This is a genomic window from Acinetobacter sp. C15 (assembly GCF_013420645.1).
Classification (GTDB): Bacteria; Pseudomonadota; Gammaproteobacteria; order Pseudomonadales; family Moraxellaceae; genus Acinetobacter; species Acinetobacter indicus.
Genome location: NZ_VOXR01000029.1, coordinates 1 through 15,258 on the forward strand (window position 1 = coordinate 1; position 15,258 = coordinate 15,258).

The following is a 15,258-nucleotide window of genomic DNA, read 5'->3' on the forward strand; positions in this document are numbered from 1 at the left end:
AGATTATGCAACAAACTGGTTGTGGCATTACAACCATGAAAGACCACATCAAGCTAACAAAGGAAAGCCACCTCTAATGGCTGCTTAACCTCTACTTTTAACTTCGGTTATTTATGGGAGGATTACCTTAGGTTTGCGATAGAATTAGAAACTAGTGTATTAATTAATTAACACCAACGATTATGAGCAGCCTTGTTCAGTAACCTATCAATGCACTCTCTATATTGGTAATATTAATATAACATATCTATAAAGGTTGACAGTGTGCGTTGAGATAAAATCGTTTTTTTACTGTTTGAGTGTTTAAAATATGAAAAACTTAACTGCTGCTATTCTAATTGCGCTTCCTGTTCTAATGGTGAGTCCTACAGTCATGGCCGCGTCTTCAGATGCAGTGGCTAAAACTGTTGATGTTCAATTTAAAAAAGGCGCTAGTTCAGCTAACTATTATGGGAAATTAAAGGGTAGTAAGTACGATTCCTATACATTTTATGCCAAAAAGAACCAAAAGCTTTCTGTTAAAACAACGGGAGGGAATGTAGATTCTTATTTATTTAATAAGAATCTATCAGATTCTGTCAATGTAGGAGAATATTCCTCTGAACTAGATAACCAAGGTTATTACACGCTTCCATATTCAGGTAAATATGAATTGCGTATTCTTCAGCCACGTTCTCAAGCTTCTAAAGGAAAAACACCTCCATATTGGCTAGAAGTATCTATCCTATAGGTATGTAAGCTTAATAATGGAGAGCATCCTATATTCTGTGTAACAGCTATGTGGCTTTCATCAATAATTACACAAAATGTAGGATGCTCTCGAAGGTTATTTGGTACGAATAATAAAGCGATAAACATCACAACATAGTGTCCAGAAAAACCAAAGCAATATAGCAGCACATGAACCCAAGCCGATAACACCAGTGCTTATTCTAATACCAGCATCTAGACCCCCATTCCAAATATGAGGTGCAATAGGTGGACCCATCGTAGCAATAAACGCCAAGAAAAATCCTAGCATTACTATAAATCCTGTAATTGTAAGGCGTATCACTATTACTAATATGTTATCAACCCATGTATCGATTGACTTTTCATTGCCAGCAGAACGTGTGCTGAGAGCACTTGATCAGCTCATTGAATGGCGAGGCAAACCTAAACGCATTAGAACCGACAACGGTCCAGAGTATATAAGTAAGCTGATGGAAAAGTGGTGTGATTAGCATGGTATTGAGCATGTATTTAGTCAACCAGGCAATCCACAGCAAAATGCATATGTTGAGCGATTTAATCGTACAGTACGTTATGAGTGTCTAAATCAGTATTTATTTCGAGATCTGAGCGAGGTGCAGGACTATATAACTGACTGGCAGTACTTTTATAATCATGAACGACCTCATATGTCAGTAAATGGTTGTCCACCTATTTTTAAACAATAACAAGGGCTTTAGATTTTCTATCCATTAATTCAATTAAAAATGGGGGTATTACCGTTTAACTATTATGTACCAAAAGAAGTGAAAGATCGTGGTGTTGAAGAGGTCAAGCGATTTAGAAAGTTCATATGGGATAGTATTAAGATGGATAATCTCCATTTAGGTCATCCAGCGTTAACTGTTGCTCTGAAAGCAGAATTTAAAATTGTAGATACGAATTTTGGTCGAGTTGAAAAAAATAATTCTGGAGTGGTTGAATTTGGTGATGAACTAGAAAATACCAATCTTGAATATATTAATCATGCATTAGATACTGTTTATAGCGAACTTTTGGTTTTCAAAGATACATCTGATATACATAAAAAAATTTATAATATGAGGTACTTTGATCCGAAAAAAATTAAGCGACTTACTAAATTTTCTTCGCCTGAAGAAAAAGAAATTGCAGAACAATTTGCTGAGTTAAAGGCTAAATTGATTATTGCATTAGTGGAGTCATACAAAAAAGAGAATGATTTTGATCAAAATGCGGTTGAAGAAGATCTGCTAATACAGCTTGGTTTTCACAAATGTTCAGCTTGTAAGAGTACACATTAGTTTAAGATTTTCTACAATTAACATAATACACCTTATACGAAATACTATTTTTTATTCCATATAAATCATAACCTTATCGTATGGTAAAAAGCTCAGGTACGGCTACTTGGGCTTTTTAAATAATTTATCATGTTCCACGCTTATTATTTAACCACTGTTCCACGCTTTTAATGAGGCAAACTGAACAAAAGCATCTTACTTGCCCAAAATCATCTGTAACACAAACTTGGAACCAATAAAGCCAAGCGCCAGCAAGAAGAAGCCAATAATGGTAAAGCGAATGGCTTTTTGGCCACGCCAGCCAAATTTATAACGGCCCAACAGCAGCGCGCCATAGATAAACCAGGAAATAATACTAAAGGCAGTCTTATGCGCTAAGTGCTGGGCAAAGAAGTTATCAATGGTTAGGAAACCAAAACCCAATGCCAGCGTCAGCAGGATAAAGCCGGCAATCAGCATATCAAACAGCAGCTCTTCCATGGCTTGAAACGGGGGCAGCAAATTCACCCAAATCCGGCGTTTCTGTTTGTTTTTCAGCTCCCGGTTCTGAAACCAGAGCAAGACCGCATGAATAGTGGCCATCAGCAAGACCGCATAGGCCGATAACGACAGTAGGATATGAATATCCAGACCTAAAGAATTGTTTTCGACAAACAGGTTTAAACCGCTAAAGGAATGCCCCAGAATCAGGCCGGTTGCGGCCACTGGAATCCCAATCAGGTTTAGCGCAATCACCGGCCGGTAAGTACTAAACAGCACACTTAATAACAGCATTAAGCCTGAGGTAAAGGACATCAGGTTAAACACGTTATAGTTAATGCCCATCGGCAGCAGCATGTCGTTATACAGCACAGCGGCGTGCAAACATAAACCCAAGCCCAGCACAATACCAATAAACCAATGGTTTGGAGCACGCTTGGACATTAAATGCATAAATAAATACCAGAACGAAGTGGTATAAGCGATTAATGCCAGAATCGTGTAAACCAAGGGGAGACTGCTCATGTCAAACCTTTTTCAGGATGATGAATATTCATTTATATAAATTCGATGCGAACTACAGTATCCTATAGCATCTTATGCATAAATTTTCTATTTTAAGAAACATTTTTTTGCTGATGGCTATTTTAAGCGGATTTTGCAATGTTTGATACCTTAACAGAACGACTCACGCAGAGTTTAAGAAATGTTACTGGCTCAGGGCAGCTAACCGAAGACAATATTAAAGATACGTTACGTGAAGTACGTATGGCACTTCTTGAAGCCGATGTGGCATTACCTGTAACTCGTGAATTCATCGCGAAAGTTAAGGAAGAGGCATTAGGTCAGGAAGTGATGACACAGTTATCACCGGGTCAGGCATTCGTTAAAATCGTTTATGACGAATTAACCAAAATGATGGGCGAGGCCAACGAGAGCCTTGACCTTGCAGCAAAACCACCAGTGGTGGTGCTTCTGGCCGGTTTGCAGGGTGCGGGTAAAACCACCACGGCAGCCAAGCTGGCACGTTTCTTACAGGAACGTCAAAAGAAAAAAGTGGCGATGGTGTCTGCCGACGTTTATCGTCCAGCGGCAATTAAACAGCTGCAAACAGTGGCCGGGGATGTCGGTGCGATTTTCCTGGAATCGAATGCCAATGAACGCCCGATTGATATTGCCAATCGTGCCATTGAGCAGGCAAAAATCCAGTTTGCCGATGTGTTAATTGTCGATACCGCCGGTCGTCTGCATGTCGATGATGACATGATGGACGAAATTAAAGCGCTGCATGCAGCGATTAACCCGACTGAAACCCTGTTCGTGGTTGATGCCATGACCGGTCAGGATGCGGCCAATACTGCCAAAGCCTTTAATGATGCCTTGCCATTAACCGGTGTCATTCTCACCAAAACGGATGGTGATGCGCGTGGTGGTGCGGCGCTGTCGGTGCGTGCCATTACTGGCAAGCCAATCAAATTCCTGGGGATGGGTGAAAAACTCGATGCCCTCGAGCCATTCCATCCGGAACGTGTGGCACAGCGTATTCTGGGCATGGGTGATGTGCTTTCTCTGGTCGAAGAAGTTGAACGCAAAATCGACAAAGAAAAAGCCGAAAAAATGGCGAAAAAACTGCAAAAAGGCGGCAGCTTCAACTTTGAAGACATGCTGATGCAGTTTGAACAGATGAACAAAATGGGCGGCATGATGGGCTTCCTGGACAAGCTGCCGGGCATGAGCAACTCTGGTATTCAGGATGCGATTGCACAGGCAAACCCAGAGAAGCAGGTGAAAAAGATGGAGGCCATCATCCAGTCGATGACCGTCAAAGAACGCCGTAATCCGGACCTGATGAACCCAAGCCGTAAAAAACGTATTGCGGCCGGTTGTGGTATGGATGTGTCTGAGGTGAATAAACTGATTAAACAGCATGCGCAAATGGCCAAAATGATGAAGAAATTTGCCAATCCATCAGGTATGGCAAAAATGATGAAATCATTGGGCAATCTGCAAAAGCAGTTTGGTGGTGGCGGCGGTATGGGCCCGCTGTTCGGTGGTAAAGAACCGAAAAAATAAGGGATTCAAAACAACAAGGCGCCGGGTGCGCCTTTTTGTTGCTCTCTATTTTTAAGCGATTCAAGCGAGCGTGCTGCGGTGATCTTTAAGAAAACCCAACAGACGCTTACCCGAAAGCCGCGCTGTTTCGGGCACACTGATGTGCATCAGGAACGAACAGCGAGCACAACAATGGCACAAATTTATGTGGTACATGGTTATACCGCCAGTCCGGATGAAAACTGGTTTCCCTGGATTCAGGAATATGCCGACCAGCAAAAAGCCAGTCTGAAAGTGTTAAGACTCGATCCATCGCCAACGCCAACCCTGGAAGTGTGGAAGCAGCAAATGGATGAGCAGGTCGATGAGATTGACGAAAACACCATTTTCATTGCTCATAGTCTGGGCTGTATTGCCACTTTGCACTTTCTGACCAAGAAACTGAAAACCCAGAAAATTAAACAGGTGGTGCTGGTGGCCGGCTTTAATGGCCGTTTGGGCCGGCTGGACGAGGTCAATCCTTTTATTGATGCCTGTAAAATTGATTTTGACTTGCTAAAACGCCAGATTGCGCATCGGGTGGTGATTTACTCAGCTGGCGATGACCGGGTACTGCCAAAATTCAGTCTGGAACAGGCACGTAGCCTGGATGCCAAAGCCATTGAGGCACAGCATCAAGGACATTTTATTGACTCTCAAGGCTGTACCGAACTGGTGGAAGTCTGGCAGGCAATTCTGCCTCATATTATTGTGGAATAAGCGGTGTAGACTCATTTGCTGTGGAGTAATGCTGGATATAGCGCTGCAAACCTTTCAGCAATAAGTCCTGTTCGACTAAGGGCTGGTAATGCTGCAGGAATTTGGCAAACAGCGGCGCATCCCCCCCAGTCAGCACCAGTTGCCGCGGGGATTGCTGCATGACATATTCAATACTGCTGAGCAGCCCCAGTAAAATGCCATGATGCACGGCATCCAGGGTATTGGTGCCGGGGCTTAGGTCATCAAAGGCTGCTTCTGGAATCCGAATGCCTTTGGTGTGCTGGATTAACGAATCACGCTGCAAATATAGGTTGGGCAGAATATAACCTCCCAGATGCTGATGGCCTTGAGTCAGATCAATGGTCAGCGCGGTGCCGCAGCTAATCACACATAAATCTTTGTCAGCTTCAGCCACGGCCAGCACCTGCAACCAGCGGTCAATCCCCAGCTGCTGAATATCATAGCCGCAGCTCAGACCGGCATATTCGGCCTGTACCCGCGCAAAAATCACCGGAATATTCAGGAATTTTAAAATCTGCTGAATCCGTTCATTGTTTTTCTGGTCCTGTACCGAAGATACCCCGACATGGGTTAGGTTCAGGCTTTTAAAATGCTGGATCAGGCCCAGCAGTAAATCGGCCGGAGATTGCAGATGCAGTTCAGCGGCATGTTCTACAATCTGCTGATGTTCGGTAATCCAGTATTTGAGCCGGGTATTGCCAATATCTAACCATAAATTTTTCATGTGCTGCGCTCACTGTCCCGGCATCTGCGGGCGTAAACGGCCCTGATAAAACACTTCAACGCCAGAGGCGGTTTCAATCTGAATCGCACCATCATCCTGAATGCCTAAAAACAGCCCCTGGGCCACTCCGCCATGATGTTCAAATTCTACCGGCTGTTGCTGAAAAGCGGCATGATGATTAAAACGTGAAGCCAGTTGATAGCTGTTATGGTTAAACCATTCTTGTGCCTGCTGAATGGCCAGATACAGCTCGGCAATCAGCTGAATTCGGGAAATATCATTTAGGCCCAATTCGGCCAGGGAAGTGGCGTGCTGATCAATCTGCTCGGCCGGAATTGGCGCCAGATTAATCCCCACCCCGACAATGACCTGCTGGGTCGACAGGGGCTCAATCAGAATACCGCCCCATTTGCCTTGCGGGCTATATAAATCATTCGGCCACTTCACCTGCAGGTTCAGCTGGCGCAGGCTTGGCATCTGCAAAATATTTAAGGCAATTTCCAGGGCTAAACGGCCATCTACGGGTGTTCGTAAATTTAGCAATGTGCTTAAATAGACGTTTCCTTCTGGGGACACCCATTGCCGTTGGCGTTGTCCTCTGCCTTGTGTTTGTCGGGCGCTACAGACCAGAACGCTCTGTATTCCTTTTTGAGCAATCTCGCGTACATCATCATTGGTTGATGTAGTCACAGGTTTTAAAATGAGGACTTCAGGAAGCTGTCCGGCTTCGCTGAGCTGTTGTTGTAACTGTCGAGTCTCTACATCCATATGAATCTGAGAATAGTGGAATATAATTTATGGAGTTAATCATATATTTACTGATTGGCGCAATTGCCGGATTTGCTGCGGGTCTGTTCGGGGTGGGCGGTGGCTTAATTATTGTGCCAATTTTGTACATTGTATTTACCCAGCTGAATTATGATCCTAGCGTGATTATGCATATGGCGGTCGGGACTTCACTGGCGACCATTATCGTAACTTCCATCAGTTCGGTCACGGCGCACCATAAAAAAGGTGCGGTGATGTGGAATGTGTTTCGCAATTTGGCACCCGGCCTAATTCTGGGTGCATTTTTTGGTGCCGGGATTGCCGATTTAATGTCGGGGCAGGGCTTGCAGCTGGTGATCGGGTTCTTTGCGGTGTGGGTGGCCTATCGCATGTTCCGTGGTTCAAATACCCCGGTTGATCCTTCACGTCAGTTGCCTTCAACCGGTGCGCAAATACTGGCTGGCGGCGGAATTGGGATTGCCTCGGCCATTTTCGGGATTGGCGGCGGTAGCTTAACCGTACCGTTCCTGAACCGTTGTGGTGTGGTGATGCAAAAAGCAGTTGCCACTTCTGCAGCCTGTGGCTTGCCGATTGCTATTGCCGGCGCTCTGGGTTTTGTCTGGTTTGGCCAGCAGTCTGAGGTGAGCGTGCCGAATACCTGGGGCTATGTACATTTATATGCCTTTATTGGCATTAGCGTGATGAGCTTTATGACCGCCAAGCTTGGCGCAAAAGTTGCACATATTTTGTCACCGGCCATGCTAAAAAAATGTTTTTCAGGTTTGTTGACCACCGTCGGTCTGTATTTTATTTACCAAGGCTTTAGCGCTTATTTTTAAGCGCTTGATGGTGTGGTTGAAAATTGGCTATAGCGACAGAAAATTGTCGGACAATGTCATGGAAATTTGGTCGCTAAGCCAGTAAAAAAGACAATAAGAAAGACCCGCTGCAACTGCGCGCATGGTATAAAAATAACACAGGAACAGTATGCAACAACAAGAAACAGACAGTCTATCTGAACAGATTGCAAAACATATCGGCGAGCAGATTATTAGTGGCGAGCTGGTAGAGGGCGAGCGCATTCAGGAACTGCGTATTGCCAAAGAGCTGGATGTCAGTCGCGGTTCGGTGCGTGAGGCACTGCTGCTGTTGGAACGCACCCATCTGATTGAAATTTTTCCGCGGCGCGGCGCGATTGTGTCGGAAATGTCGGCCCAGCAGGTGCGTGCCCTGTTTGATACCTGCAGCCTGCTGCTGGGGCAGATTGTACAGCGCATTGCAGAAACCTGGCGCCATCATGAAATTGAACAGCTGCAAAAGCTGATGGAGCAGATTGAGGCCGAATACCGGCAGGGCCATACCGAAAAATTTTATGACCTGATTTTCCAGACCCTGGCCCGGCAGCAGGATATGGTGGCCAATCTGTACCTGATGAAATTCTATCAAGAGTTGCTGCCGTCGTTACGGCGCAGCTATTTTTTAACCCTGAATACGTCACGTCGGGAGTTACAGGAATCGTTTGATCTATTTAAACTGGTAATTGATGCAATTTTAATCCGAAAATCACAACAAGCCTCTTTATTTATGGATGATTTTTGTCGACACTTGCGCAATCTGGTGTTGGAATCTCTGACCCGTATGAAACAAATTGAACTGGCCTGGGCACGCCGCTCACGCCGTTGATCGGGACATTATGCGTTTAAGCAGCTTAAAACTTTCCGGCTTTAAATCTTTTGCCGATAGTACCACCTTACATTTTAAAGCCAACCGGACGGCCGTGGTCGGCCCCAATGGCTGTGGCAAGTCTAATGTGATTGATGCCATTCGCTGGGTCATGGGTGAATCCAGCGCGCGTCAGCTGCGTGGCGGCAGCATGCAGGATGTGATTTTTACCGGGACCGCCAAGCGTAAACCGGTGGGCATGGCCAGTGTCGAACTGCGCTTTGACAATACCTATGGCAAGCTGGGTGGCGCTTATAACGCCTATACCGAACTGGCGGTGCGTCGTCAGGTCAACCGCGATGGCAAGTCAGAATATTTTTTAAATGGCACCAAATGCCGGCGCCGTGATATTACCGATATTTTCCTTGGCACCGGTCTGGGGCCACGCTCCTATGCCATTATCGAACAGGGCATGATTAACCGTCTGGTCGATGCCAAACCGGAAGAGATGCGGGTATTTATTGAAGAAGCGGCCGGGGTATCGCGTTATCAGGCCCGTCGCCGTGAAACCATGCTGCATCTGGATCATACCAGCCAGAATTTATCGCGGCTGGAAGATATTGCCAGTGAACTGAAAGGCCAGCTCAAAACCCTAAAACGCCAGTCGGAAACTGCGCTGCAGTACAAGACTTTAGAAAGCCAGATTCGCAGCATCAAAATTGAAATTTTATCGTTCCAGTGCGAGCAGAGCAGCCGTTTGCAGCAGGAATATACTGTGCAGATGACCGAACTGGGCGAACAGTTCAAGCTGACCCGTTCCGAGCTAAGCACGCTGGAACATGATTTGGGCAATACCAGTGAGCTGTTCCAGCGTCTGATTCAGCAATCGACACCATTACAGAATGAATGGCAGCAGGCTGAAAAGAAACTGGCTGAGCTGAAAATGACCCTGGAGCAGAAACAGTCGCTGGTCCAGCAAAACAGCAGTACGCTGGCTCAGTTGCAGGAACAGAAAGCCCAGACCAAAGAACGTCTGCAGCTGATTGATCTGCAGCTAGAAACAGTACTCAGCCAGCAGGAACAGTATACCGAGCAGCTGCAACAGGCCGAGCAAAGCACGCAAGAGCAGGCACAGGCTGTGCAGCAGCTCAAAGCCCAGCAGCAACAGGTGCAGCAGCAGTTTGAGCAGATTAAGGCGCAGGTGGAAAAACAGCAGCAGCAAAAACTGCAAATGCTGGCCCAGAGCGAACAGTTGCTAAAAAATATCAGCCGGATTGAACAGCAAAAAGACACCTTGCAGCAGCAGAGCAGCTCGCTGCAAAGTCAGGCCCAGCAAGATGAAATCGAACAGCTGAACCAGGACAAAGCTCAGTTAAGCCAGCAGCTGGCCGAACTGGAGCAGCAGATTCAGGCGCAACAGCAGCAGCTGCAACAGGCACACAGCCTGCTGAATCAGCATAAAAATAGCAGTACTGAACTGAAATCGGAAATTCAGGTGCTCCAGGCCGAGCAGAAAAACCTGAATCAGCTACTGATTAAAAACAGCCCCAAACAGCAGTTACAGCACACCGCCTTAATGCAGGTGCTAACCCTGAACGATGCTGCCAAACCGCATGCGGCATTAATTGAGAAGTTTCTGGCCAAATGGCTGAATGCGCAAATGCTTGATGCAGATGACAACTTTCAGGACAGTCTGGCGCGTCAGTTAAAACCTGCTGCCCAGCACGCACCGATTCAGCTGGCAAATTTAAGCTGTCTGGCGGACTGGATTGAGTCGCCATCTTCTTCTTTATGGCAACAGGTGGCACTGGCTGAGGATTTGGCGCAGGCATTGCAATTACAGCCCAAGTTACAGGCCGGGCAGAGCATTCTAACCCTAGATGGCTATCAGGTCGGGCCGGACTGGGTCATTGGTTTACTGTTTGATGAAGCCTCACAATCGGCGCAAGGCGCTTTAAGCCATCGCATCCGTCTGGAAGAGATTGATGGGCTACTGAGCCAGAAACAGGCCGAGTTACAGCAGGCCGAACAGGACTTTAACATCAGCCAACAGCAGTGCCAGCAGCTGCAGCAACAGCTTCATGAACAACAGGCGCAGCTGAAACAGCAGCAGCAGGCATTGCAGGCACTGGATCTGCAGATTGCCAAAATCCAGAGCGCCGCGCAGGCCTTTGCCGTGCAGAAGCAGCAATTACAGCATCAGCTGCAGCAACTGGAGGAGCAGCTGGAAGAAGATGCCATGCAAAAAGATGATCTGGAAATTGATCTGCATGCGCTGAGTCTCAAGTTGGAACAGGCGCTGCCAAACTATAAAACCCTGCAATTCCAGCTGGAAGAATTAACGGCACAACTGGAGCAGGCGCAGCAGCTATATCAGCAACAGCAACAGGAACTGGAACTGTTAAGACGCCAGTCGGTGCAGGCCACACAGCAGCTGGAATTGCTGGAAAAAGATGGTGGTTTTTTAAAGACCCAGCATCAGCAGATTGCAGCACAAATGGAGCAGGCGAAAAAGTTTGTCGATCCGGTGCAGCTGGAATTGCCGGCACTGGCCAGCCAGTTTGCCGAGCAGCAGCAGCAGACGGAAAAACTGCAACAGACCTGGAATGAATGGCAGCTGGAACTGAACCAGATTCAGAGCAAACAGCAGCAGCTGACCGAGCAGCGTCATCAACAGCAGCAGCAGGATGAAAAACTGCGTAGCCAGCTGGAAGAAAAACGTCTGGCCTGGCAAGCGGCCAAATCTGACTTGCAGCATTATTCCGAACAGCTGAAAGCCTTAAACAGCGAGCTGATTCCGGGGCTGAACATTGATGTAACGGCCCATCAGCAGCAGCTAGAAAAAGCCCAGGCGCAGTTTGATAAATTGGGTGCGGTGAATCTGGCGGCTTCAGAAGAATATGAAGAAGTTTCAGCCCGTTATGCCGAACTGAGCCATCAGATTGAAGATCTGGAAAAAACCGTGGCCCAGTTACAGGCGGCCATGAAAAGTATTGATCAGGAAACGCGCAAGCTGTTTATGACCACCTTTGACCAGATTAATACTGAACTGCAGGCGCTGTTTCCCAAAGTGTTTAATGGTGGTGAAGCCAGTTTAAGTCTTGAAGATGACTGGCAATCGGGTGTAAAACTAATGGCAAGACCACCGGGTAAACGCAACAGCTCACTGGCGCTGTTGTCGGGTGGAGAAAAAGCACTGACCGCACTGGCACTGGTCTTTGCCATTTTCCGTTTAAATCCGGCACCGTTTTGTGTGCTGGATGAAGTCGATGCACCGCTGGATGATGCCAATGTCGGACGTTTCTGTAACCTGGTCCAGGAACTGTCCGAACAGGTGCAATTTATATATATCACACATAACAAGCTGGCAATGACGATGGCAACCGATTTATTAGGTGTTACTATGCCTGAACCGGGAACATCAAAATTAGTCAGCGTAAATCTAGAAGATGCTACAGAATACGGTCTAGTCGCGGAGGCATAACATGGAAATCACCACAATCATTGGGATTATTATCGCGCTCATTATTATGGGTTTCGGTTTAAGAATGATCCTGAAAAAACCGGCCGATGCAGCACCTTCGCTGGACTCCGAGCTGCAGGTCAATGCCGATAGCCAGCAGCCGATCATTCCGCGTCATGTCCGTCATCAGTTGCAGACTGAACCGGCCCAGCGCGTAGAACCGACTTTGGGCGATGCTGATCTTGCTGCCGCCGAGCCAAACAGCAAAATTGAGCCACAGGCCATGACTGAAACGCAGCTGACTGAGCCGAGCGAAACAGCGCAGGTGAAAACCGAAGCACAGGCCGCGACAACTGTAGATGCTGAACCTGCAGCCAAAAATGAGGTAGAAGCAAAGGCAGAAAATCTGGCAGAACAGGCTTCTACCGAAACCACCCAGACTGATGCATCTACTACCGCTGCCGTGACTGCTGTAGCCCATGCTGCTGAATCTGCACCTGAATCAGCATTGACTGAACAGACTCAAGCTGGGGTAGATACCGAAAAAACGGAAACTGTGCCAGCTGAATTTAGCCTCAACAGCCAGATTGAAAAAGCCGATATTCGTGAATTTGAAGAAGAAAGCAGTATTCTGGATGCGCATCTGCATGAACAGCAACTGGTAGATGATGAAAGCGCCCTGGCCACTGCAGAATCATTTATTGCCCTGAATATTTTCCCGGAACGCCGGATTTTATCGGGGGAGAAAACCCTTAAAGTGCTGCTTAAATACGGTCTGCGCTTTGGTGAAATGTCCTGCTTCCACCGTTATAACGAAGATGGTTCCAAACTGCTGTTCTCGGTGCTGCAAATTACCGACAATGGTGCCGACGGTTTTGATCTGGAAACCCTGTCGAATGAACAGGTTAAAGGTCTGGCCTTTTTCCTGGCCCTGCCACATAGCGATGTGCAAAATGCCTTTGATACCATGATCAGCATTTCCGGTCTGATTGCCCGTGAAATTGATGGCACTGTATATGACCAGAACCATCTGGAATTAACCCCGCAATTACGCGAACACTGGCGTCATCAGGCGATTGATTATCGCGCAGGTCAGGCTTCGCTGGCATAACTGAATTGAAACCACAGCCTCCGGTTTCTATAATACGGCCAAGCGACAAAATTTTTTAAGGGCGGGATCACCGCCCTTTTTTATGGTGAACATATGACTCAACATGCAGATGTGGTGGCGCAAATGCGCCAATTGATCCAGATTTTAGCCCAGCATAATCATGCCTATTATGTCTTGGATCAGCCTGTTATTGCAGACAGTGAGTATGATCAGCTGTTTCATCAACTTAAAGCCTTAGAACAACAATATCCCGATCTGATTCAGGCCGATACCCCAACAAATAAAGTCGGTGGACAGCCTTTAAGCAAATTTGAAAGCGTCACCCATGCGGTACCAATGCTGTCTCTGGGCAACGTATTTAACCAGGATGAACTGTTTGCCTTTGCCCGCCGCGCCGAAGAGCGTTTACCCAACCAGACCATTCAATATGATGTCGAGCTGAAATTTGATGGGCTGGCGATTTCCTTGTGGTATGCCAATGGCGTGCTGGTGCGCGGCGTGACCCGCGGCGATGGCGAAACCGGTGAAGATATTACTCACAATGTTAAAACCATTCGCAACCTGCCGAAAATCTTATCTTCAGCGGAGTACAGCATTCCGGAGTTTCTGGAAGTGCGCGGTGAAGTGCTGATGCCCAAATCGGGTTTTGAAAAACTCAATGCCGCTAATCTGGCCAAAGGCGAAAAGACCTTTGCCAATCCGCGTAATGCTGCGGCCGGCAGCTTGCGCCAGCTGGATCCGAAAATTGCGGCCTCACGTCCACTGGCGTTTTATGCCTATGGCATTGCCCAGTGCGTGCCGCATCATGGCCTGAACACCATGTCCGAAAGCCTGGACTGGTTACATCAGCTTGGTTTTGCTGTGGGTGAGCGTCATTTTGTTTGTGACAGCATTCAGGCCGTGCAAGAAGTCTATGAGCAGATCAATCAGGAACGCTCGCAGCTGAGTGTTGAAATTGACGGCATGGTAATTAAAGTCAATGACCTGAAACAGCAGCAGCAGCTTGGCTTTTTAAGCCGCGAACCGCGCTGGGCCACTGCTTATAAATTCCCGGCAGTCGCCGCGCTGACTACAGTTGAAAATATTCACTGGCAGGTAGGCCGTACCGGTACTTTGACCCCGGTGGCGCGCCTGAATCCGGTGGCAGTGGGTGGGGTGACAGTGTCTAATGTCACCTTGCACAATATTGGTGAAATCCATCGTCTAGATGTGCGGATTGGCGATACGGTCAGTGTCTATCGCAGCGGCGATGTGATTCCGAAAGTTGAAAAAGTCTGGCCGGAATTTCGTCCGGCGGAGGCTGAAACCGTACAGCTACCTGCCTGCTGTCCGGTGTGTGATTCGCCGGTGGTGATGCCGGAAGGCGAAGCGTTGGCACGCTGTTCCGGTGGCCTGTACTGTGCAGCGCAGCGGATTGAGGCCATCCGTCACTTTGTTTCGCGTAAGGCCATGGATATTGAAGGTCTGGGTGATCGTTGGGTGGAATCATTACTGCATCTGAATCTGCTCAAAGATGTTTCGGACATTTACCATCTGCATGAACATCGTGAGGCCTTGCTCAAGATTGAAAAGATGGGCGAGAAGTCGGTACAAAACCTGCTCGATGCAATTGAACGCAGTAAAAAAACCACGCTGGGCGCCTTTATTTATGCCTTGGGGATTCGAGGTGTCGGCGAAACCACCGCGCGGATGCTGGCCAATACCTTCCAGACGCTGGATGCCTTACGTGTTGCCAATCTGGAGGCGCTCAAGAAAACCCCGGATGTCGGCGATATTACCGCAGAATGGATTCTGGACTTTTTCCAGGCACCGCATAACCTGGAAGTGCTGGACCGTTTACTGGCGGCCGGTATTCACTGGGATGCACCGCTGGCGCCGACCCGTCAGCCGTTAAATGGTGAAAGCTGGGTCATTACCGGTACTTTAAGCAAAATGGGCCGTGATGAAGCCACTCAAATGCTACAGGCGCTCGGCGCCCGGGTAAGTGGCAGTGTCTCCAGTAAAACCAAGTGTCTGGTGGCGGGTGAAAAAGCTGGTTCCAAACTGGAGAAGGCGGAGAAACTTGGTATTCCGGTCATGAATGAAGATCAGTTCCTGAGCCTGATGGCTGAATATGGCCAGACCCAGGGCTAACAGAACAACAGGCAACCGCTCTCTAGATTGAGCGGTTGCTGCCTGAATCTGG

At 47.5% G+C, this 15,258-nt stretch carries 12 protein-coding genes and 1 pseudogene; 10 read left to right on the plus strand and 3 right to left on the minus strand.

Annotated elements, in window-relative coordinates; all coding sequences use genetic code 11:
• Positions 1-310: 310 nt before the first annotated feature.
• From FTT63_RS11055 to FTT63_RS11065, 3 genes and pseudogenes are all read left to right on the plus strand, one after another.
• A complete protein-coding gene (locus tag FTT63_RS11055) occupies positions 311-730 on the plus strand; it encodes a PPC domain-containing protein (protein ID WP_039255596.1) in 420 nt (139 codons plus the stop codon).
• 349 nt (positions 731-1,079) lie between these two features.
• A pseudogene (locus FTT63_RS11060) lies at positions 1,080-1,439 on the plus strand (integrase core domain-containing protein); the annotation flags it as partial.
• Between the two features lie 39 nt (positions 1,440-1,478).
• Positions 1,479-2,033: a hypothetical protein gene (locus FTT63_RS11065; protein WP_127798694.1), complete on the plus strand. Its 555-nt coding sequence runs from the start codon at positions 1,479-1,481 to the stop codon at positions 2,031-2,033.
• Between the two features lie 195 nt (positions 2,034-2,228).
• On the opposite strand, the gene FTT63_RS11070 is transcribed toward FTT63_RS11065, so the two are convergent.
• Entirely contained in the window at positions 2,229-3,038 is an 810-nt protein-coding gene (locus FTT63_RS11070) for an inner membrane protein YpjD (protein ID WP_016659852.1), read from the minus strand.
• A gap of 138 nt (positions 3,039-3,176) precedes the next feature.
• Between FTT63_RS11070 and ffh the strand changes: the two genes are divergently transcribed.
• Together ffh and FTT63_RS11080 are read left to right on the plus strand one after the other, a co-directional pair.
• Positions 3,177-4,586 (plus strand): signal recognition particle protein, encoded by a 1,410-nt coding sequence (gene ffh / locus FTT63_RS11075; RefSeq protein WP_005175901.1) that lies wholly within the window; start codon positions 3,177-3,179, stop codon positions 4,584-4,586.
• Positions 4,587-4,757: 171 nt separating this feature from the next.
• Entirely contained in the window at positions 4,758-5,324 is a 567-nt protein-coding gene (locus FTT63_RS11080) for an alpha/beta hydrolase (RefSeq protein ID WP_104471976.1), read from the plus strand.
• Here the strand turns inward: FTT63_RS11080 and FTT63_RS11085 are convergent.
• Together FTT63_RS11085 and FTT63_RS11090 are read right to left on the minus strand one after the other, a co-directional pair.
• On the minus strand, positions 5,311-6,069 hold the full coding sequence (locus FTT63_RS11085; RefSeq protein WP_016659855.1) for a type III pantothenate kinase: 759 nt from the start codon (positions 6,067-6,069) through the stop codon (positions 5,311-5,313). The two genes, FTT63_RS11080 and FTT63_RS11085, sit on opposite strands and share 14 nt — an antisense overlap.
• A 9-nt stretch (positions 6,070-6,078) precedes the next feature.
• Positions 6,079-6,837 (minus strand): biotin--[acetyl-CoA-carboxylase] ligase, encoded by a 759-nt coding sequence (locus FTT63_RS11090; protein ID WP_104489319.1) that lies wholly within the window; start codon positions 6,835-6,837, stop codon positions 6,079-6,081.
• Between the two features lie 29 nt (positions 6,838-6,866).
• On the opposite strand from FTT63_RS11090, the gene FTT63_RS11095 reads away from it, so the two are divergent.
• The 5 genes from FTT63_RS11095 (at position 6,867) to ligA (ending at position 15,206) form a co-directional block, all read left to right on the plus strand.
• The gene (locus tag FTT63_RS11095) at positions 6,867-7,676 is read left to right on the plus strand and encodes a sulfite exporter TauE/SafE family protein (RefSeq protein ID WP_180192281.1); all 810 of its coding nucleotides are present in this window, start codon (positions 6,867-6,869) and stop codon (positions 7,674-7,676) included.
• A 148-nt stretch (positions 7,677-7,824) separates the two neighbouring features.
• A complete protein-coding gene (locus FTT63_RS11100) occupies positions 7,825-8,520 on the plus strand; it encodes a GntR family transcriptional regulator (RefSeq protein WP_016659857.1) in 696 nt (231 codons plus the stop codon).
• A gap of 10 nt (positions 8,521-8,530) precedes the next feature.
• Complete coding sequence (gene smc, locus FTT63_RS11105; RefSeq protein ID WP_180192289.1) at positions 8,531-11,983, plus strand: chromosome segregation protein SMC; 3,453 nt, start codon at positions 8,531-8,533, stop codon at positions 11,981-11,983.
• Position 11,984: 1 nt separating this feature from the next.
• Positions 11,985-13,073: a cell division protein ZipA C-terminal FtsZ-binding domain-containing protein gene (locus FTT63_RS11110; protein WP_180192282.1), complete on the plus strand. Its 1,089-nt coding sequence runs from the start codon at positions 11,985-11,987 to the stop codon at positions 13,071-13,073.
• Between the two features lie 93 nt (positions 13,074-13,166).
• A complete protein-coding gene (gene ligA / locus FTT63_RS11115) occupies positions 13,167-15,206 on the plus strand; it encodes an NAD-dependent DNA ligase LigA (RefSeq protein ID WP_104495122.1) in 2,040 nt (679 codons plus the stop codon).
• Positions 15,207-15,258 lie beyond the last annotated feature (52 nt).

What these genes read in the sequence shown, in the direction of transcription:
- FTT63_RS11055 (WP_039255596.1), top strand. Translation starts at nt 311, where the DNA reads ATGAAAAACTTAACTGCTGCTATTCTAATTGCGCTTCCTGTTCTAATG.
- FTT63_RS11065 (WP_127798694.1), top strand. Translation starts at nt 1,479, where the DNA reads ATGGGGGTATTACCGTTTAACTATTATGTACCAAAAGAAGTGAAAGAT.
- FTT63_RS11070 (WP_016659852.1), bottom strand. Translation starts at nt 3,038, where the DNA reads ATGAGCAGTCTCCCCTTGGTTTACACGATTCTGGCATTAATCGCTTAT.
- ffh (WP_005175901.1), top strand. Translation starts at nt 3,177, where the DNA reads ATGTTTGATACCTTAACAGAACGACTCACGCAGAGTTTAAGAAATGTT.
- FTT63_RS11080 (WP_104471976.1), top strand. Translation starts at nt 4,758, where the DNA reads ATGGCACAAATTTATGTGGTACATGGTTATACCGCCAGTCCGGATGAA.
- FTT63_RS11085 (WP_016659855.1), bottom strand. Translation starts at nt 6,069, where the DNA reads ATGAAAAATTTATGGTTAGATATTGGCAATACCCGGCTCAAATACTGG.
- FTT63_RS11090 (WP_104489319.1), bottom strand. Translation starts at nt 6,837, where the DNA reads ATGGATGTAGAGACTCGACAGTTACAACAACAGCTCAGCGAAGCCGGA.
- FTT63_RS11095 (WP_180192281.1), top strand. Translation starts at nt 6,867, where the DNA reads ATGGAGTTAATCATATATTTACTGATTGGCGCAATTGCCGGATTTGCT.
- FTT63_RS11100 (WP_016659857.1), top strand. Translation starts at nt 7,825, where the DNA reads ATGCAACAACAAGAAACAGACAGTCTATCTGAACAGATTGCAAAACAT.
- smc (WP_180192289.1), top strand. Translation starts at nt 8,531, where the DNA reads ATGCGTTTAAGCAGCTTAAAACTTTCCGGCTTTAAATCTTTTGCCGAT.
- FTT63_RS11110 (WP_180192282.1), top strand. Translation starts at nt 11,985, where the DNA reads ATGGAAATCACCACAATCATTGGGATTATTATCGCGCTCATTATTATG.
- ligA (WP_104495122.1), top strand. Translation starts at nt 13,167, where the DNA reads ATGACTCAACATGCAGATGTGGTGGCGCAAATGCGCCAATTGATCCAG.